The following is an 18478-nucleotide window of genomic DNA, read 5'->3' as shown; positions in this document are numbered from 1 at the left end:
CTGCCGCCCGAACGGGCATTCGCGGCGGCGAGCACAGGGAGCGTGATGGCGTGAGTTTCGAATGGGCACAGCTGCTCGGCCGGATCGTGGACTGGCTACGGGCCGGGTACCCGGAGGGCATCCCCGAGCAGGATCGGGTGCCGCTGCTCGCGCTGCTCGGCCGCCGGTTGAGCGACGACGAGGTGGAGCAGGTGGTGGCCGGGCTGGTCGCGCAGGGCACGCTGCCCGCCGATCGGGTCGAGGCGGGCGTCGCCATCACCCGGCTCACCCAGGAGCTGCCGCGCGATGCCGACCTCGCCCGGGTCAGGGAGCGGCTGAACGCGGTGCGCTGGCCGGTCGAGGAGACCTGGCGGCCGCCGGTGCTGCCGGACGGCCCGTCCGAGCACCATGCCCGCGTCGGTTACCACGACGACCTGCGCGGGCTGGCCGAGCTGCTGCACACCCTGTGCCTGCGCGCGGGCGCGGTCGTCGCGCTGGCCACCACCGCGCTGGTGCAGGCCGAGCTGAGCAGCGCCGAGACCGCCATCGACCTCGCCGCCGAGGCCGGGGCGCTGCGCGCGGAGATCGAGCGCGAGGCCGCCCGGCTGCTCGCGCTGCAATCGCCGGTCGCGGGCGAGCTGCGGCAGGTGGTCACCGCCATCCAGCTCGGCACCCACCTGCGCCGGATGGCCGCGCTCGCCGCGCACATCGCCGCGGCGGCCAGGCGCAGGCACCCGGAGCACGTCGTCCCGGAGCCGGTGCGCCCGCTCGTCGCCCGCATGGGGGCGGCCGCCGAGGAGATCGCCGCCGCCGCCGCCGAGGTGCTGGAATCCGGCGACGCCGAGGCCGCGGCCGGGCTCGCCGATCGGGACGAGACCATGAACGACCTGCACGAGGAGCTGCTGGCCACGGTGCTCGGCCCGCTCTGGGACCACGGCGTCGCCGCCGCCGTCGACCTCACGCTCATCGGCCGGTACTACGAGCGCTTCGCCGACAATGCCGTCGAGGTCGGCAGGCGCACCGTCTTCACGGTGACCGGTGTGCCGGTCGGTCCGCGCCAAGGCGAACTCTCGCGCTGACCCCGGAGGCGCGGCCGGGTGCTGAGCGCCGTCAGCTCACGGACTCGGCGGGCAGGTCGGTGAGGCTGTGTACCCAGGTGCGCGGGCCGATCCCGGCGATCATCCAGCGCACCCGGACCCCGGCCGGGCCGGAGCCGGTGCGGCGGGTGACCCGCCGCTCGAAGTACTCGCCCGGCGCGCGCCCCTCCGATACGAAGCTCGTGTAGGGGTCGCCGGGGTCGACCGGCCCGAGCTGAACGTCGCCGACCGGCTCGACGGCGATCATGGCGGCCCGGGAATGGGTGGCGTTGGTGAAGCGAAGCACACCGTCGGATGGACTCGTCACAGCCCACGGATCCACGAGATTCTCCCCTAACGAAGACGCGTCAACCAATGCAGTCACGCTCTCAATCGTGACCTCTCGGTGGCGTGTTACGTCAATGCGCCGCGCCGGAGACGGTGATCTGGCGGTAACCGGACCATGAACGGCAGCGAAATGCCAGGTGATCGCAGGCGCGTCCGCGGCGGGGCGGGGCGGCCGGGGCGCCGGTGGGGTGACCGGGCTCACTGCCTCGGGTGGCGGCGCGGGCCGCTCGGTCACCGCGGGTACGCTGGGTGGCGCCCCGGCCGTAGGGCCCCTGCCGGCGCGGGTGGAACGGAACGGTGTGTCGTGTCGAGTCGCTCGGCCCGGTCCGCGGTGGTATCGCCCCGGCAGGGGGTCTGGTGTCGACGAGGATGTAGCCACCGGTCGCGTGGGTAAACGTGGCCGGGTTCGGAGGAGGTAGCGCGGGTAGCGCTCTGGCGACACCGATGTGGCTGGAGGGGCAGGTGGGATCCATGACGACGACGATCGAGGCCGATAGCGTGGAAGCGGAGAACCTGCCGGAGCGAGCCTTCGGCCGCCCGGCCGACTGGCACCCCGGCTCGCCCTGGTGGGACGCGGGCACCGTACTGGTCACGCACGAGGTGCTGCCCGGGCGCCGGGAGACGCGCAAGCGGCTGGTGGTGCCCGCCGGGGACGGCCGGTTGGCGTTCCGGGTGTCGTCCTGGTCGCCGGAGGTCGAGCAGCTGGTGCGGGATCCGCGGGTGATCGTGCAGGCGGGCGACTGGCGCGGGGCGCGGGCGCTCGGCTCGCGGGAGCAGCAGGGCGAGGCGCTCATCTTCGGCGAGGGCTCGGTGCTGAACACCGTGCGCGAGGGGATCCGGATCAAGTACGGGGTGCGCGGCTCGCTGGCCCGCTGGGGGCATCGCGTCACCCGCGGCTCCGCGCCGTTCGCGGACCTCGCGGTGGTGGTCTCGGTGCGGGAGAACGACTTCCCGATCATTCACTGACGCCGGTATTGTTTCCGGTCGGAAAGACAGGGTCGTCGCGCGGATCGCCCCCCGATCGAAACCTTCGTTTTCCGGATAGCCCCCATCGCCGACGGCGAGCCGGTGAACCCCCGATGATCTGCGGTTGTTCCGCCGGGCGTGCGCTCGCGTGCCCCAGACTCGACCCCGGCCGCGCCACCGGGCGCGGTCGAAGAGCGACGTGAGGGAGCTGGAATGAGCGAACCGAACGAACGTGATGTCGCCGCGGCGCTGCGGGCAGCGCCTCCCATCCTGCTCGGCTCGGGGCCGGTCGTGGCCCCCGCCGTCGAGCCGCCCGACCCGGACGAGACCTGGGAACTGCCCAACGGCATGGCCTGGGTCTACTACGGCAACCACGGCCACCAGGGGCTGAACCGGCCGGTTATCCTGGCCGACGGCTTCAACAGCGGGCCGAGCACGCTGAAGTTCTCCTACACCGGGCTGGAGAACGGCGAGTACCCGCTGATCTCCGAGCTGCGCAGGCGGGGCCGGGACGTGATCCTGCTCGGCTTCCTGGAGCGCAGCGCCTCCATCCTGGACAACAGCCACGCCGCGCGGGCCGCGATCATGCGCGCCATCGCCCAGCGGCTCGGCAGCGAACCGCTGGTGGTCGGTGGCTTCAGCATGGGCGGGCTGGTCACCAGGCACGCGCTCGCCGCGCTGGAGACCCAGGGCATCGACCACCAGACCGCCACCTACTTCTCCTACGACAGCCCGCACCGGGGCGCCAATATCCCGATCTCGCTGCAGAGCTTCGCGCACTACATCCGGGATCTGGACAGCCGCTTCTCCGACCAGATGAACAGCCCGGCGGCGCAGCAGCTGCTCTGGCGGCACATCGCGGACTGGTCGGACAAGCCGGTCGTGAGCGAGCTGCGCGTGCAGTTCCTGGAGGAGCTGCGCCGGGTCGGCGACTGGCCGCGGCGGCCGCGGCTGCTCGGCCTCGCCAACGGCCCCGGCACCGGCCGCGGCAACGGCATCGGCGCCGGGCAGACGGCGCTGCGCGGCAAGGGCATCGGGATCTTCGGCACCGACCTGCGCACCACGCCGACCGGCGGCGACGACCTCGCCGCGATGCTGCGGGTGATCACCGTGCCGAAGAACGAGGTGCACACCCCCGACCTGCCGGATATCGACGGCGCGCCCGGCGGCACCCTGGCCGGGTTCGAAATTCTCGCCGAGGGGCTGAACAAGATCTTCGGCCTCGGGGTGCAGAACCCGATCCCGGAGCACTGCTTCGTCCCGGCGGTGAGCGCCGTCGACGTGCGGAACCTGGACTCGCACGCCGAGCTCTACACCCCGATCGACGAGCTGGTGCCGGAGGAGAGCGGCTTCGACGACTTCGTGCTCGCCTCGGCCAGCGAGCCGCACACGAAGATCACCGAGGAGCTGTGCGGCTGGTTGCTCGACCGGATCTGATCGCGGTACCGGCCACCCGCCGCAGCCGGCGCGGCGGGTGGCCCTCCGCAAGAATTCGATGGATTCCGACCGGCGGCCTGCTCATGGACGGAGCGACTGCCGCTGCTGGGCGGGTAGCGGTCAGACCCGGCCGAAGCGCTCGCCCCAGGCGCGCAGCCGGTCGCGCAGCTCCGCGGGCTCGATCACCGTGAAGTCGGCCTCCAGCGAGCCGAGCCCCATGATCGGCCACTCCAGCGAGTCGGCGGTCATCCGCACCAGGCAGCTGTGCGCGTCGATCTCCTCGGCGGTGCACCAGCGGCCGATCCTGGCCCTGACCACGTCGGCCGAGGTCTGCACGACCGCCTCGATGCGGTAGGGCCGCGGCACCTGCTCGACGGCGGTGCGGACGAAGGCGGCGGCGTCGGCGGCGGGCAGCTCGCGCGGGCGGAAGCGGGTGCCGTCGCCGCGCGGTTCGGTGAGGCGGTCCACCCGGAAGCTGCGCCAATCGTGCCGGTGCAGGTCGTAGGCGACCAGGTACCAGCGCCTGCCCAGCGCGACCAGGCGGTGCGGCTCGGTGTGCCGGTCGGCGCTGCGGCCGTCGGCCGCGGTGTAGCCGAAGCGCAGCCGCTCGGTGTCGCGGCAGGCGGCGGCGAGCGCGGTGAGCACGGTGGGGTCGGGGCCGGTGCCGGTCGCGCCCCAGGTGGCGGGGACGGTCATGGCGCGCAGCGCGTCGACCCGCTTGCGCAGCCGCGGCGGGAGCACCTGGACGACCTTGGCCAGCGCGCGGATCGAGGGCTCGGCGACCCCGGCCACCCCGCCGTGCACGGCCGTCTGCAACCCGATGACCAGGGCGACGGCTTCTTCGTCGTCGATCATGAGCGGGGGCAGCGCGGCGCCGGGGGCGAGCTGGTAGCCGCCGTCGACGCCGCGGTTCGCCTGCACCGGGTAGCCGAGCTCGCGCAGCCGCTCGACGTCGCGGCGCAGGGTGCGGGGGGAGACGCCGAGCCGGTCGGCGAGCTCGCCGCCCGGCCAGTAGCGATGGGTCTGCAGAAGCGACAGCAGCCGCAGTGTCCGGGTGCTGGTATTGGCCATGTTCTCGATTCTGCGCGCTATTGCGGCCGGAAAATGGCCGCAATGGGCTTTAGCGTAGTTCTCGAAGCCGGAACAACTCGACCGAAAGGCCAGCCATGACCACCTCCGCCGCCGCCCCCGCCGTGCTCGACGCCGAGCGCCAAGACCTGCTCGCCATGCTCGCCAAGGCCCGCTTCTTCCTGCGGTTCACCGTGCAGAACCTCACCGACGAGCAGGCCGGGCAGCGCTCGACCGCCAGCGAGCTCACGCTCGGCGGGCTGATCAAGCACGTCGCCGCCACCGAGCGCGGCTGGGCCGACTTCCTCGCCGACCCGTCCTCCATGAAGGACATGGACGCCATGACCGAGGCCGACTTCGCCCAGCGCGGCCTCGACTTCCAGCTCCTCCCGGGCGAGACGCTCGCCGGTGTGCTGGCGACCTACCAGCAGGTCGCCGACCGCACCGACGCTCTCGTCGCCACCGTCGACCTCAACGCCGCGCTCACCCTCCCCGCCGCGCCCTGGTTCCAGGAGTCCGCCTGGTCCGGGCGCCGGGTGCTCATGCACATCGTCGCCGAGACCACGCAGCACGCCGGGCACGCCGACATCATCCGGGAGTCGCTGGACGGTCAGAAGACCATGGGCTGAGCGCGGGGCGCGCCTGCTCCGAGGCGTACGTGGAGCTCATGGCCACCGCCAGGGCCGACGGGGTCGCCATCGGACGCTACGACGGCTACATCGCCGCGACGGCGAAGGCGGCGGGGATGAGCGTGGCGACGCGGGATTCGGCATTTCGGGCCACCGGTGTGCCGGTGATCAATCCCTGGGAGTAGCGCTCTCCAGTGCGCCGAGGTAGGTGGCGACCGGGCCCGCGGTGATCAGACCACCTGCGGGCGGCGAGGGCGCGCCGGCCTTCGGGCGGCGCCGCATGCGCTGGCGGGCAATAGTGCGGCAAACCTCGCTCTTCGCTCGTCGGGCATCATCTGTCGCCCGGACGGGCTACGGTGGAGGGGATGAACCCCACCCATCCCGGCCCCGCGCTCGGCGACCTGCCGATCAAGTACGTGGTCGCGCCGATGCAGTGGCAGCACCCCTGGCACCGCTGGCACGACCTGGACGGTCACTGCCCGCACGGCCGCACGCACCGCCAGCTCGACAGCCTGCTGCGCGCGGTGGCCTGCGAGAGCCGCCGCCGCACCCTGCGCGACGCGGACACCGAGGAGCAGCGCCGCGACACCGCCTACCTGCGCCGGGCGCAGGCCCAGCTCAACTGAGCGCGCTCCGGTTGCCCTCGATCTCCGCGAGATGCTCGGCCGGTCGGTGCCGAGGCCGGGCGCACCGCCGGGAGCGAGTTCGGCCCCCGACGCCTGATCAATCCCGCAGCGCGCGATCGCGCAGCGTGGCCAGGGTGCGGGCGAGGATCCGGGAGATGTGCATCTGCGAGACGCCCAGCTCGGTTGCGATCTGCGACTGCGTGTAGTTCTCGAAGAAACGCAGGTGCAGGATGCGCCGGTCGCGCTCGGAGAGGTCGCGCAGCAGCGGCGCGACGGCCAGCGCGTCGTCGGTGATGTCGTAGGCGGGATCGATATCGCCGAGCGTCTCGGTGACCTGCGCGGCGACCGAGTTCTCGTCGTCGTCGGCGGTGGCGTCGAGCGAGTTGGTGCGGTAGGCATTGCCGGCCAGCAGCGCCTGGGTGACCTCGAGCAGGTCGATGTCCATCGCCATGGCGATCTCGATGGCGGTCGGCATCCGGCCGTACTGCTGGCAGAGCCGCTCGATGGTGGGGCCGATGGCGAGCTGGGTCTCCTTCACCCGGCGCGGCACCCGGACGGCCCAGGTGTGGTCGCGGAAGTGCCTGCGCACCTCGCCCATGATGGTCGGCACGGCGAAGGCGAGGAAGCTGGCGCCGCGCGCGGGGTCGTAGCGGTCGACCGCGAGGACCAGCCCGAGCGAGGCGCTCTGGTGCAGGTCGTCGTAGGTCTCGCCGCGGCCGGTGAAGCGGCGCGCGATGTGGTCGGCCAGGGGCAGGCAGCGGCGCAGGATCTGCTCGCGCAGCGGGCGGCGGCCCGGATCGTCGCCCGCCATGGCGGCGAGCCGCTCGAGCAGCGGCTCGATCCCGTCGTAGCTGTCGGTGCCCCGCTGCGTGCGGCGCGCGGTGGTGCTGTCGTGAACTGCGACGAGTGTCATCGAGATCCTCGCTTCCGGCGGTTGCCTCCGCTCGGCGGGCTCGCGAGCAGAGAAGGGCGACAACCCGTCGGCTACCGCCGGGCCGGGTGGTCAACCGGCACCGCACCCCGGTTTTCGCTTCCGGGATCGTGCTGTGCGCGGTGTTTCGCTCAACGGATAGGGACGGGACGGCCGCTCCGGTCGGCAGCCGGTCGACAAGCGCGGCCCGGCCGCCGAGAATGCCAGGACGCCCCGGTGCGGGCGGCGGACACGAGGAGGTGACCGCGGTGGCCGATCGGGTGCCGAGATCCCGGCTTGGCCGGGGCGGCAGGCTGGGCCGGCTGGCCGCCGGGCAGGCGGTGCGCGGCGCCGGGGTGCGGCTGGCCATGATCGGCCGCACCGAGGAGGCGAAGCGGGTGCTCGCCGAGCGCTCCGCGCTGGCTACCGCGCAGCAGCTGGTGACGGTGCTCGGCGGCATGAAGGGCGCGGCCATGAAGCTGGGCCAGATGCTCTCGGTGCTCGACCTGGAGCTGGTGCCGGAGTCGCACCGCGAGCTCTTCCGGGCCAAGCTGGCCGAGCTGCGCGACCGGGTACCCGCGGTGCCCTTCGCCGGCATGCGGCAGGTGCTGGAGGAGGAGCTGGGGCCGCTCGCGCTGGTCTTCGCCGAGTTCGACGCGGAGCCGATCGCCGCGGCCTCGATCGGCCAGGTGTACCGGGCCCGGCTGCTCGACGGCCGCGCGGTCGCGGTGAAGGTGCAGTACCCCGGGGTCGAGGACGCGATCCGGGCCGACCTGCGCAACCTCGAGGTGTTCTCCGCGCTCTGGCGCTCGGCGCTGCCGAGCGCCGCCGACAGCGACGTGCTCGCCGAGGTCGCCCGCAGCATCGGCAACGAACTCGACTACCCGCGCGAGGCGCGCACCCAGCACCGGGTGGCCTCCCGCTACCGGGGCCACCCGTACGTCTTCGTGCCGGACGCGCTGCTCGAGTACTGCACCGCCCGGGTGCTGGTCACCGAACTCGTCGACGGCCACTCCTTCGAGCACCTGCGCACGCTGCCCGCGGCCGAGCGGAACCGGTACGGCGAGCTGATCTACCGCTTCTACATCAGCACGCTCTTCCAGGACTTCGAGTTCTGCGGCGACCCGCACCCGGGCAATGTGCTGCTGGCGAACGACGGCAGGCTGGCCTTCGTCGACTTCGGGCTCTACGACCGGATGGACCCCGTGCACGTGGACTTCGAGCGCTGCTGCCTACGCGCGGCCGGGGAGCAGCGCGCCGCCGACCTCTACGCCGCCTGGGTCGGGCGCGGCATCATCGACCCGGCGGCCGGGGTCACCGAGACCGAGTGCCTGGAGTACGTGTGGGCCGCGGCGGGCTGGCACCTGGTCGACGAGCCGATCACCATCACCCCGGAGGTGGCGACCGGCGCGGTGGTGCTCGCCATCGACCCGCGCGCGGCCGAGTTCCGCGGCATGCGGCACCAGCTGCTCCCCCCGGAGCACGTCTTCTCCCGGCGCGCCGACCTCTTCACCTTCGCGCTGCTCGGCCAGCTCGAGGTCACCGCCAACTGGCACACGCTGGCCAGGGAGTGGCTCTACGACGAGCCGCCCGGCACCGAGATCGGGGCCGAGATCGCGCGCTGGCGGGCGGCCGCGGCCGGCCTGTGACCGCCGGGCAGACCACGAGCGCCGAGCGCAGGTACCAGAGTTCCCTCCGCCCGCCCGACCTGTCGCGATGCTCGAGTGCGCGGCCGGAAGTGCGGTAGTGCTCACTATTGCGCTCAGTGCGCGGTGCCCGCCCCCTCGGCGGCCAGGAACGCGCCGATCATCCGGCCGGTCATCTCGATCGCCTCGCGCCGGGCGGTGCCGTCCACCTCCGCCGCCGAGCTGCGCAGCGCGGCGGCGAAACCGGTGTTGATCAGCACGAAGGTCATGACGTCGTAGCGGTGATCGTCGCCGGGGCCGAGCAGCTGGATGATCAGCACCTTCACCAGCAGCCGCAGCCGGGGCTCGAACTCCGGGATGCCGCTGCTGTAGAACTGCACCCCCGCCACCAGGGCCCGGACCAGCGCGGCATGGGCCACCAGCTCGTCGGTGACGACGGTGAGGATGTCCACCCAGACATCGGGGGCGTCCTTGCCGGAGAGGTCGAACATGCGCTGGGTGAACCGCTTCTCCACCGATTCCAGCAGCCGCGCCAGCAACTCCTCGACCAGCACCGAGCGGTCGGCGAAGTACCGGTAGACGGTGCCGATGCTGACCCCGGCCTCGGCCGCGATCCGGTTCGTCGACGTCCCCGCGATGCCGCGCTCGCCGAAGAGCCGCGCGGCGGTGTCCAGGATGTGCTCCCTGGTGGCCTTGGCCCGATCCTGGGTCGGCCGACGTCGCGGTGCGGTGGTCTTCGTCGGCATCACGTCTCCCGCCTGCGCCTGCCCCGAAAATGAGCGGCGCTCACCTTACCGGCCGCGCGGCCGGCCGCGGTCTTTCTGGCCGGTTCGGCCCACGGGCGTTCGGTCGCCGGGTAAATCCCTTGGCCCGGCCCGGCCGCGCGGGTAATGTGCCCTCTTCGTGTCCGGGTGGGGGAGGGGTGGGGCGATGCCGGTGTTCGTGCTGTCCGGTCGCGGCGCGGCCGCGGTCTACTGGCGGCTCGCGGGGGCGGGGTTCCGCAGGCAGTGGCAGTACAAGCTGGCGCTCTTCGCCGGGATGTTCACCAACAGCGTGTTCGGGCTGCTGCGCGGCGCGGTCATGCTGGCGGCGATCGGCTCGGCGGGCTCGTTCGGCGGCTACGACGCGGGCAGTATCGCTGCCTACGTGTGGCTTTCGCAGGCGCTGCTCGGCGCGGTGCTCTTCTCCGACAGCGGCGTGGAGCTGGGGGAGCGGGTGCGCAGCGGCGATATCGCGGTCGACTTCCTGCGCCCGGTCGACCTCCAGCTGGCCACCGTCGCCGGCGATCTGGGCCGGGCCACCTGCACCCTGCTGCCGCGCGGGCTGCCCACCCTCGCGGTCGGGGCACTGGTCTACGGCGGGCTCGCCCTGCCGGACGACCCGGTCGCCTACCTGCTCGGTCTGCCGAGTGTGCTGCTCGGCACGGCCATTTCGTCGCTGACGCTGTTCTGCGCCGCCCTCGCCGGCTTCTGGGTGGTGGAGACGCGCGGCATCCGGACGCTGCACCAGGTGCTCGGCTCGTTCCTCGCCGGGCTCTTCGTCCCGGTGCACCTCTTCCCCGGCTGGCTCGGCGCGATCGCCGCAGCCACCCCGTTCCCCTCGGTGCTGCAGGCGCCGGTCGACGTGCTCTCCGGCCGGGTCACCGGCGCCGCGGCGCTCGGGGTGGTGGGGGTGCAGGTGTTCTGGCTGCTGGTGACGGCGGCGCTCGGGCAGGCGCTGCTCGGGGCGGGCAGGCGCAAGCTGGAGGTGCAGGGTGGCTGACCTCGCCCCCGCGGGCCACTGGACCAGACCGTATGTGACGGTACTGAGTTCGCGGCTGCGCGCGCAGCGCTCGTACCGGCTCTCCTTCGCCAGCGAGCTGTTCGGCTCGCTGGTGGTGGGGCTGGCCGAGTTCGCCGAGGTATGGGTGGTCTTCCACACCGTCCGGGTGCTCGGCGGGCTCGACCTCGATGCCGCGCTGCTGCTGTTCGGGCTGAGCAATACCGCCTTCGCGCTCTCCCAGGTGCTCTTCGGGCACCTGGACACGCTGCCGACGCTGATCCGGCTCGGCCGGCTCGACATCTACCACCTGCGCCCGCAGCCGCTGCTGCTGCAGCTGATCACCAGCGATATCTCGCTGCGCCGCTTCGCCAGGGCGAGCGTCGCGCTCACCGTGCTCGCGATCGGGCTGGCGCGCAACGACATCGACTGGTCGGCGGGCGCGGTCGCGCTGCTGCTGCTCACCGTGGTCTCGGGGACCGCGCTGTTCGCCGGGCTCTTCGTCGCCGCCGCGGGCTGCCAGTTCTTCCTGATCGACGGCGCCGAGCTGACCAACAGCTTCACCTACGGCGGCTCCTACGCCGCCACGCTGCCCGCGTCGATCTTCCCGACCGGGCTGAAACTGCTCTTCGGCTTCGCCATCCCGGTGGCGTTCACCGCGTACCTGCCCACCCTCGGGCTGCTCGGGCTGCCCGGCCCCCCGCTGCTGCCGTCCTGGCTGGCCTGGCTGACTCCGGTGGCCGCGCTCTGGGCCTGGCTGCTCGGACTCGCGCTGTGGCGCACCGGAACTCGGCACTACCAGGGAGGCGGCGGCTGATGGACGAGCCGATCATCGAGGCCCGTGATCTGACCAGGCAGTTCGTGCTGCGGCGCGGGAAGCTGCGCGGGCGCGAGACGCTGACCGCCGTGGACGCCATGAGCTTCCGGGTGGAGCGCGGCGCCGCGGTGGGCTACATCGGCGCCAACGGCGCGGGCAAGTCGACCACCATCAAGATGCTCACCGGCATCCTGGTGCCGACCTCCGGCACGGTGCGCACCTGCGGGCTGGAGCCGGTGCGGCGCAGGCGGCAGCTGGCGAGCCGGATCGGGGTGGTGTTCGGGCAGCGCTCCCAGCTCTGGTGGGATCTGCCGCTGCGCGAATCCTTCTCGATCCTGGCCGCGGTGCACCGGCTGGACCCGGACGCCGCGCGCAAGCGCACGCACGCGCTGGTCGAGCAGCTGGAGATGGCGGAGACGCTGGCGACGCCGGTGCGCCAGCTCTCGCTGGGCGAGCGGATGCGCGCGGAGGTGGCGGCCGCGCTGCTGCACTCGCCGGAGCTGATCATCCTGGACGAGCCGACCATCGGGCTCGACGTGCTCTCCAAGCAGCGGCTGCGCGAGTTCCTGCGCGCCGAGCGGGCCGAGCGCGGCACCACGCTGCTGCTCACCACGCACGACATGGGCGATATCGAGCGGCTCTGCGACCGGGTGCTCGTCGTCGACCACGGCACGCTGGCCTACGACGGCTCGCTCGCCGGGCTGGCCGCGACGGTCGGCGCGCGCCGGGTGCTGGTGGTGGATCTCACCGCGCCCGCCCCCGACCTCACCGGCATCCCGGACGCAACGCTGCTCGCCAGCGAGGCGGGCGGCATGCGCCAGCGGCTCGCCTTCGACGCCGAGCGGACCACCGCCGCGCAGCTGCTCACGGCGGTATCCGCGCGCGCCGAGGTGCGCGACCTGACCATCGAGGAGCCGGAGATCGAGGACGTGGTGCGGCGGCTCTACCGCTCCGCGCGCTGAGCACTGTGGTCATCGACACCGCAACATGTCGGTGCCCTGCCCGATAGTGAAAACACGATGACCAACACCCCGATGGCGGCGGTGAGCCGAAGGCGAGCCGCCGCATGACGCGTCCCGATGCCCCCCGAGCCCTGCGCTTCGGCCCCCGCTCCGGCGGCTGCCCGAGCCCCGATGCCGTGCACCCCGACGACCGGCCCGCGCTGGCCGCCGCGCTGCGCAGCGGCCGCCGCTTCTGCCTGCGGCCGCGGCTGCCCGATGGCGACCGCACCGTCGTCGTGGTCGGCGATGCCGTCCGCGCTGCCGACGGCGCCGTGCTCGGCGCCGACGGCTTCACCGTCGATCTCACCGCGGTGCTCGCGGCCGAGCAGCGCGCGGCGGTCGACGAGGCGCTGCCCGCCTATGCCCGCGAGCGCGGTGTGCGCGAGCAGGCGGCGGGCATGCTCATGCTGATCTACCGGATCGATGCGGGCCGGGCGGCCGAGATCCTGGCGTGGCGGGCCGCCGAGACCGGGCTCACGGTCACCGAGGTGGCGCGCCGGCTCTGCGCCGCCGCCACCGCAGGCTTCGAGGTCGGGGTACCGCTGCGCCGCTACCTGGACGATCTGCTGCTCGGTGCGGCGCCACGGCCCGATCGGACCGGCCCGGTGTAGCCGCACGACCGCGGAGCGGCGGGACCGACCGGGCGCGGCCACGTCAAGGTTTCGCTCAGCCTGCGTCAATGGGTTCAAACCCCGCCCGAACCTCGGGAGACTGCGAAGGACCGCAACGGCCTGGCTACCCGAGGGAGTGGACGATGAGCGCGGATACCGTCCTCGACAATGTCGACATCGAGACCGTCGGCGTTCTCGTACGGGCGATCGAGGAGAACCCGGAGAAGGCGCGGACGACCTGGGCCGCGCACGTGGCCCGGAAGGGCGCGCTCGCCTCGGAGTCGACGGTGCGGCTTGGCTGAGCAGAGCGCCGCGGGGGCCGACGGCCGCTCCAGGATCGTGGCACATGGCTGATCGGGAATACGGGTTCCGGACCAGGGCGATTCACGCGGGGAACATCCCGGACGCGGTGAGCGGTTCGCGGGCGCTGCCGATCTACCAGTCGGCGGCGTTCGTCTTCGACGACACCGCCGACGCGGCCGCCCGGTTCGCCCTGCAGAAGTACGGCAATGTCTACTCCCGGCTGGCGAACCCGACGGTGGCCAGCTTCGAAGAGCGGATCGCCAGCCTGGAGGGCGGGCTCGGCGCCGTCGCCACCGCGAGCGGAATGGGCGCGGAGTTCATCACCTTCGCCGCGCTGGCGGGCGCGGGCGACCACATCGTGGCGGGCGCGCAGCTCTACGGCGGCACCCTCACCCAGCTGGACAACACGCTGCGCCGCTTCGGCGTCGAGACCACCTTCGTCGCCTCGGACGATCCGGCGGCCTACGCCGCCGCCATCACCGGCCGCACCACGCTGGTCTTCGCCGAGACGGTGGCGAACCCGTCCGGTGGCATCGCCGATATCGAGGGGCTGGCCGACGTGGCGCACGCGGCCGGGGTGCCGCTCGTCGTCGACTCGACCATTCCCACCCCGTACCTGAACCGGCCGCTGGAGTGGGGCGCGGACATCGTGATCCACTCGGCCACCAAGTTCCTCGGCGGGCACGGCACCACGCTGGGCGGGGTGGTGGTGGAGTCCGGCCGGTTCGACTGGCACAATCCGCGCTTCCCGCTCTTCGACGAGGTGGTGCCGCACTACGGCGGGCTCACCTGGAACGGCAACTTCGGCGAGTACGCCTTCCTGACCCGGCTGCGCGCCGAGCAACTGCGCGATATCGGGCCCGCGCTGGCCCCGCAGGCGGCCTGGCAGCTCGCGCTCGGGGTGGAGACGCTGCCGCTGCGCATGCAGAACCACGTGGACAATGCCCGCGCGGTGGCCGAGTGGCTGGATGCCGACCCGCGCGTCGACTTCGTGAACTGGGCCGGGCTGCCCGCGCATCCGCACCACGAGCGCGCCGCCAAGTACCTGCCGCTCGGGCCGGGCAGCGTCTTCGGCTTCGGCGTCGAGGGGGGCAGGGAGGCGGGCCGGGCGTTCATCGAATCGCTGGATCTGGCAAGCCATCTGGCCAATATCGGCGACACCAAGACGCTGGTGATCCACCCCGCCTCGACCACGCACGCGCAGCTCACCGAGCAGCAGCTGGTCGAAGCCGGGGTCGCGCCGGGGCTGGTCCGGATCAGTGTCGGGCTGGAGGATGTGGACGACATCCTGCACGACCTGGACCAGGCGCTGCATGCCGCGTCGAAGGAGGTTGCGGCATGAGCGAGTCAGGCCCGGAGGCGGAAGCGGAGCGTGACCACGCAGGGCCCTCGCTCGTGCCGAGAGGAGACGGCATGAGCGAGTCAGGCCCGGAGGCGGAAGCGGAGCGTGACCACGCAGGGCCCTCGCTCGTGCCGAGAGGAGACGGCATGAGCGAGTCAGGCCCGGAGGCGGAAGCGGAGCGTGACCACGCAGGGCCCTCGCTCGTGCCGAGAGGAGACAGCATGAGCGACTCAGGCCCGGAGGCGGAAGCGGAGCGTGACCACGCAGGGCCCTCGCTCGTGCCGAGAGGAGACAGCATGAGCCAGAACGTGGAGACCCACCTGGTCAACGGCCTGACTCTCGCGCTGCCCGCGGATTCGCCACGCGCCAGGCAACTGCACAGCGAGCGCGGCTGGCTGGGGCCGTCGGCCAAGGAGCGGCTGAAGATTCTGCGCCGGGCGAAGTCGGTCGCGGTGGTCGGCTTCTCCACGAACCCGGCGCGGGCCAGCTACTTCGTCGGCACCTACCTGGTGCAGTCCACCGATTACACGGTGCACTTCATCAACCCGAACGCGGCCGGGCGCAGCGTGCTCGGCCACGAGATCTTCGGCTCGCTCGCCGACCTGCCGCACACCCCGGATGTCGTCTGCGTTTTCCGGAAGGCGAGCGATATACCGTCCGTGGTCGACGAGGTCGCCGCGCTCACCCCGGCCCCGGTGCTCTGGGTGCAGCTCGGCATCTGGAACGAGGAGGCCGCCGGGGACGCGGAGTCCCGCGGCCTGACCGTCGTGATGGACCGCTGCCTGAAGATCGAGCACGCCCGCTTCCACGGCGGGCTGCACCTGCTCGGCTTCGACACCGGCCAGATCACCGCCCGCAAGACCGTTCGCTAGTCCGCACGATTCAGGAGGTATCGTCCATGACCGGAACCGCCCCCGCCGTCGACAACGGCGTGAATGTCGAGCACCTGCTCGGCGCCCGCGCCGCGCTGGCCGACTCCCCGGAGATCGCCCGGTTCGAGTGGCGCTCGACCGTGAGCTGGGTGCGCGGCACGCACAGCCGGACCGAGGTGGAGACCTTCTACGGCCTCGGCGGCGAGCAGGCGCACACCAAGAAGTTCACCTTCGACGCCGACCACCCGCCGCAGTTCGCGGCCGAGGACAACGGCATCACCCCGGCCGAGTACGTGCTGGTGGCGCTGGGCTCCTGCCTGACCGCAGGCATCGCCTCGGTCGCGCAGCAGCGCCAGATCAAGCTGAACTCGGTGGTCGCCACCGTGCGCGCCGACTTCGACCTGCACGGCATTCTCGGCGCCGACCCCGAGGTGCGCAACGGCTTCTCCAATATCGCCGTCGCCTACGACATCGACGCCGACGCCTCGCCCGCCGATATCGAGGCGCTGGTGGCGCAGTCGCAGAAGCGCTCCGCGGTCTACGACGCGCTGACCAACCCCACCAACGTCGAGGTCGAGGTCAACGCGTCCTGATGCCGGCCACGACCACCGTCGTGGTCGGAGCCGGGCACAACGGCCTGGCGATCAGCCGCCACCTGGCCGCCCGCTCGATCGACCACGTGGTCCTCGAGCGCGGCCGGGTGGCGCACTCCTGGCGCACCCAGCGCTGGGATTCGCTGCGTCTGCTCACGCCCAACTGGATGACCCGGCTGCCCGGCCACGCCTACGACGGCGACGACCCCGACGGCTACCTGACGGCCGCCGCGGTGGCGGAGTTCGTCAGCGAGTACGCCGCCGCCTCCGCCGCCCCGGTGCGCACCGAGACGACGGTGACCGCGGTGCGCGCCACCGACGCCGGCTTCACCGTCGCCACCGACCGGGGCGACTGGTCGGCGCGCAGCGTGGTGCTGGCCGCAGGCGCCACCGTCTCGCCACTGCCCGCGCTCGCCGCCGCGTTGCCGGACGGCATCGAATCGCTCGCCGCACTCGACTACCGGAACCCCGCGCAGCTGCCCGACGGCGGGGTGCTCGTGGTCGGCGGCGCGGCCGGCGGCGTGCAGATCGCCGAGGAGCTCCACCGCTCCGGCCGCCCGGTCACGCTCGCCACCGGCGAGCACGTCCGGGTGCCGCGGCGCTACCGGGACCGCGACATCCTGTGGTGGCTGGACGAGATCGGGCTGCTCGACGAGCGCTTCGACCGGATCGACGACCTCGTGCGCGCCCGCAACCTGGCCTCCTTCCAGCTGGTCGGCGGCGACCGCACGGTCGACTTCAACGCGCTGCAGGAGCAGGGCATCCGGTTGGTCGGCAAGCTGGCCGGGATCCGGGACGGGAAGGCGCAGTTCTCCGGCTCGCTGCGCAATGTGGTGACGCTGGCCGACCTCAAGCTCAACCGCCTGCTGGACGGCATCGACGCGCACGCGGGCGGCACCGGGGAGCGCCCCGACCCCACCCGGGTGCCGGACTCGCCGCTGCTGCTCGACCTGACCAGCGGCGAGATCCGCTCGGTGGTGTGGGCGACCGGCATCAAGCCGGACCACTCCTGGCTGCAGGTGCCTGCCTTCGACCCGCGCGGGCGGCTGCGCCACCACGGCGGCGTGGTGGACTGGCCCGGGCTCTACGTCACCGGGCTGCCGGTGCTGCGGCGCAGGCGCTCCACCTACATCGACGGCTCGGGGGCCGATGCCGCCGAGCTCACCGCGCACCTCGCGGAGCACCTGGGCGGCGCGGACCCGCACCCGCGGCCGATCGAGGCCTGCTAGCGCTTGGGGCTGACCAGCCTGGTGCCCGACCAGTCCGGCGCGACCGTCGCGGAGCTGGTCCGAGCCAGCCCCGCGGTCATCGCGGCATCCGCGATATCGCTCGGCTCGACATAGCCGGCGCGCCCGGTCTTGGGGGTGAACAACCACAGCGTGCCGGCGCCCGCCAGGAAGCCGATGGCGTCGACCAGGAGGTCGGTGAGGTCGCCATCGTCGTCGCGGTACCAGAGCACGACGGCGTCGGCGTCGTCCTCGTAGTCTTCGTCGACCAGCTCGGAGCCGGTCTTGGCCTCGATCGCGGCGCGCAGGGCGTCGTCGACGTCCTCGTCGTACCCGATCTCCAGGACGACCTGTCCGGCGGCGAACCCGAGCCGGTCCGCCGGGCTGGTGGAAACCTCCGCCACGTGATTGGTTCCTTTCATTCCGGAGTCGATCCGAACCGTAGACCGTCGATCGGTGAACCTGCTCGATTCCGGTCCCGCCGGAGTGTCGGGCGCCTTCGAGACGCCAGTTCGGCTGCCGCCCTTGGCGGTACGCCGCGACCCCGCGGACGGATCACGCGCGGCGCGAACACCTCGGCGAGCGCGGCGCGTGCCGGTCCGGAGCGGAACCGGCCGGCGTCCGGTACGGCCCCGCGTGCTGTCCATTTCGAGTTCGGGGTTGGCTACTGATATATCAGATGTTAGATTCGGGGCTATGCAGCAGCAGTTCCGTGCCCCGGCCGACGCCGCCGGATTGCGCCGCGCCTTCGGCGCCTTCCCCAGCGGCGTGGTCGCGGTCTGCGCCGAGATCGACGGCGTGCCGGCGGGTTTGGCGGTGAGCAGTTTCGTCCCGGTCTCGCTGGATCCGCCGCTGGTTTCCTTCTGCGTCCAGCTCGGCTCGGCCACCTGGCCGGTGCTGCGGCGCTCCGGCAAGCTCGGGCTCAGCCTGCTCGGCACCGGGCAGCGCGCGGCCGCCCGCAGCCTCGGCACCCGCGCCGGCGACCGCTTCCAGGGCGTTTCGGTGCACCGGGGCGAGGAGGGCGCGGTCTTCGTCGAGGGCTCGGCCGCCTGGATCGAGGGCACGCTGGAGACGGTCGTGCCCGCGGGCGACCACGAGGTGGCGCTGGTGCGGATCGAGCGGATCGCCACCGAGGACGGCGCCGAGCCGCTCATCTTCCACGGCAGCCGATTCCGGCAGTTGCTGAGCGAGCCCGCATAGCGCTCGGGTCCGGCCGGGCCGGCGCGGCCGTCAGTTCGACTCGGCGCCCTCCCGTGGCCGCATGGAGGCG

General features: G+C 72.6%; 22 protein-coding genes. 17 read left to right on the top strand and 5 right to left on the bottom strand.

Annotated features, from left to right (window positions below):
- The first annotated feature begins 50 nt into the window (after nt 1-50).
- Nucleotides 51-1058 carry a DUF3349 domain-containing protein gene (locus NH2_RS25030; RefSeq protein WP_084505867.1) on the top strand — a complete coding sequence of 336 codons (1008 nt, stop codon included), beginning with the start codon at nt 51-53 and terminating at the stop codon, nt 1056-1058.
- A 31-nt stretch (nt 1059-1089) separates the two neighbouring features.
- Here the strand turns inward: NH2_RS25030 and NH2_RS25025 are convergent, their stop codons facing one another.
- Nucleotides 1090-1383, bottom strand: a complete 294-nt coding sequence (locus NH2_RS25025; protein WP_157103959.1) for a hypothetical protein — start codon at nt 1381-1383, stop codon at nt 1090-1092.
- 491 nt (nt 1384-1874) lie between these two features.
- Between NH2_RS25025 and NH2_RS25020 the strand changes: the two genes are divergently transcribed.
- On the top strand, nt 1875-2369 hold the full coding sequence (locus tag NH2_RS25020; RefSeq protein ID WP_157103958.1) for a hypothetical protein: 495 nt from the start codon (nt 1875-1877) through the stop codon (nt 2367-2369).
- Between the two features lie 213 nt (nt 2370-2582).
- On the top strand, nt 2583-3806 hold the full coding sequence (locus NH2_RS25015) for a lipase family protein (RefSeq protein ID WP_067659350.1): 1224 nt from the start codon (nt 2583-2585) through the stop codon (nt 3804-3806).
- Nucleotides 3807-3926: 120 nt separating this feature from the next.
- On the opposite strand, the gene NH2_RS25010 is transcribed toward NH2_RS25015, so the two are convergent.
- Nucleotides 3927-4877, bottom strand: a complete 951-nt coding sequence (locus NH2_RS25010) for a helix-turn-helix transcriptional regulator (RefSeq protein ID WP_067659347.1) — start codon at nt 4875-4877, stop codon at nt 3927-3929.
- A gap of 95 nt (nt 4878-4972) precedes the next feature.
- Between NH2_RS25010 and NH2_RS25005 the strand changes: the two genes are divergently transcribed.
- From NH2_RS25005 to NH2_RS24995, 3 genes are all read left to right on the top strand, one after another.
- Entirely contained in the window at nt 4973-5503 is a 531-nt protein-coding gene (locus tag NH2_RS25005; RefSeq protein ID WP_067659344.1) for a DinB family protein, read from the top strand.
- Between the two features lie 38 nt (nt 5504-5541).
- Nucleotides 5542-5688 (top strand): PIN domain-containing protein, encoded by a 147-nt coding sequence (locus NH2_RS25000; RefSeq protein ID WP_174552876.1) that lies wholly within the window; start codon nt 5542-5544, stop codon nt 5686-5688.
- A 180-nt stretch (nt 5689-5868) separates the two neighbouring features.
- Nucleotides 5869-6129 (top strand): hypothetical protein, encoded by a 261-nt coding sequence (locus NH2_RS24995; protein ID WP_067659341.1) that lies wholly within the window; start codon nt 5869-5871, stop codon nt 6127-6129.
- 97 nt (nt 6130-6226) lie between these two features.
- Here the strand turns inward: NH2_RS24995 and NH2_RS24990 are convergent, their stop codons facing one another.
- Nucleotides 6227-7042 carry a SigB/SigF/SigG family RNA polymerase sigma factor gene (locus NH2_RS24990; RefSeq protein WP_067659338.1) on the bottom strand — a complete coding sequence of 272 codons (816 nt, stop codon included), beginning with the start codon at nt 7040-7042 and terminating at the stop codon, nt 6227-6229.
- A 266-nt stretch (nt 7043-7308) separates the two neighbouring features.
- Here NH2_RS24990 and NH2_RS24985 point away from each other — a divergent pair, with 266 nt between their 5' ends.
- Nucleotides 7309-8688, top strand: coding sequence for an ABC1 kinase family protein (locus NH2_RS24985; RefSeq protein WP_067659625.1), 1380 nt, complete (start codon nt 7309-7311; stop codon nt 8686-8688).
- A 113-nt stretch (nt 8689-8801) separates the two neighbouring features.
- Here the strand turns inward: NH2_RS24985 and NH2_RS24980 are convergent, their stop codons facing one another.
- The gene (locus NH2_RS24980; RefSeq protein WP_067659335.1) at nt 8802-9431 is read right to left on the bottom strand and encodes a TetR/AcrR family transcriptional regulator; all 630 of its coding nucleotides are present in this window, start codon (nt 9429-9431) and stop codon (nt 8802-8804) included.
- Between the two features lie 184 nt (nt 9432-9615).
- Here NH2_RS24980 and NH2_RS24975 point away from each other — a divergent pair, with 184 nt between their 5' ends.
- The 9 genes from NH2_RS24975 (at nt 9616) to NH2_RS24940 (ending at nt 17211) form a co-directional block, all read left to right on the top strand.
- Nucleotides 9616-10446, top strand: a complete 831-nt coding sequence (locus NH2_RS24975) for an ABC transporter permease (RefSeq protein ID WP_067659333.1) — start codon at nt 9616-9618, stop codon at nt 10444-10446.
- Complete coding sequence (locus NH2_RS24970; protein ID WP_067659331.1) at nt 10439-11260, top strand: ABC transporter permease; 822 nt, start codon at nt 10439-10441, stop codon at nt 11258-11260. Before NH2_RS24975 ends, NH2_RS24970 begins: the two co-directional genes overlap by 8 nt.
- The gene (locus tag NH2_RS24965; protein WP_067659328.1) at nt 11260-12222 is read left to right on the top strand and encodes an ABC transporter ATP-binding protein; all 963 of its coding nucleotides are present in this window, start codon (nt 11260-11262) and stop codon (nt 12220-12222) included. Before NH2_RS24970 ends, NH2_RS24965 begins: the two co-directional genes overlap by 1 nt.
- A 104-nt stretch (nt 12223-12326) precedes the next feature.
- Nucleotides 12327-12872, top strand: coding sequence for an ANTAR domain-containing protein (locus NH2_RS24960; protein WP_157103956.1), 546 nt, complete (start codon nt 12327-12329; stop codon nt 12870-12872).
- Between the two features lie 143 nt (nt 12873-13015).
- Nucleotides 13016-13174 (top strand): hypothetical protein, encoded by a 159-nt coding sequence (locus NH2_RS29040; protein WP_174552875.1) that lies wholly within the window; start codon nt 13016-13018, stop codon nt 13172-13174.
- A gap of 44 nt (nt 13175-13218) precedes the next feature.
- On the top strand, nt 13219-14517 hold the full coding sequence (locus NH2_RS24955) for an O-acetylhomoserine aminocarboxypropyltransferase/cysteine synthase family protein (RefSeq protein WP_067659322.1): 1299 nt from the start codon (nt 13219-13221) through the stop codon (nt 14515-14517).
- A 296-nt stretch (nt 14518-14813) separates the two neighbouring features.
- Entirely contained in the window at nt 14814-15389 is a 576-nt protein-coding gene (locus NH2_RS24950) for a CoA-binding protein (protein ID WP_067659319.1), read from the top strand.
- 26 nt (nt 15390-15415) lie between these two features.
- Nucleotides 15416-15982, top strand: a complete 567-nt coding sequence (locus NH2_RS24945; RefSeq protein WP_067659316.1) for an OsmC family protein — start codon at nt 15416-15418, stop codon at nt 15980-15982.
- Nucleotides 15982-17211 (top strand): NAD(P)-binding domain-containing protein, encoded by a 1230-nt coding sequence (locus NH2_RS24940; RefSeq protein WP_067659312.1) that lies wholly within the window; start codon nt 15982-15984, stop codon nt 17209-17211. Before NH2_RS24945 ends, NH2_RS24940 begins: the two co-directional genes overlap by 1 nt.
- On the opposite strand, the gene NH2_RS24935 is transcribed toward NH2_RS24940, so the two are convergent.
- Complete coding sequence (locus tag NH2_RS24935; protein WP_245650750.1) at nt 17208-17612, bottom strand: DUF3052 domain-containing protein; 405 nt, start codon at nt 17610-17612, stop codon at nt 17208-17210. The two genes, NH2_RS24940 and NH2_RS24935, sit on opposite strands and share 4 nt — an antisense overlap.
- A gap of 292 nt (nt 17613-17904) precedes the next feature.
- On the opposite strand from NH2_RS24935, the gene NH2_RS24930 reads away from it, so the two are divergent.
- Entirely contained in the window at nt 17905-18408 is a 504-nt protein-coding gene (locus NH2_RS24930; RefSeq protein ID WP_067659308.1) for a flavin reductase family protein, read from the top strand.
- The last annotated feature ends 70 nt before the right edge of the window (nt 18409-18478 follow it).

The sequence above is a fragment of the Nocardia harenae NBRC 108248 genome (genome assembly GCF_001612885.1).
Taxonomy (GTDB): domain Bacteria; phylum Actinomycetota; class Actinomycetes; order Mycobacteriales; family Mycobacteriaceae; genus Nocardia; species Nocardia harenae.
Note: the sequence above shows the minus strand (reverse complement) of the source record. Positions and strands in the feature narration are given on the sequence as shown.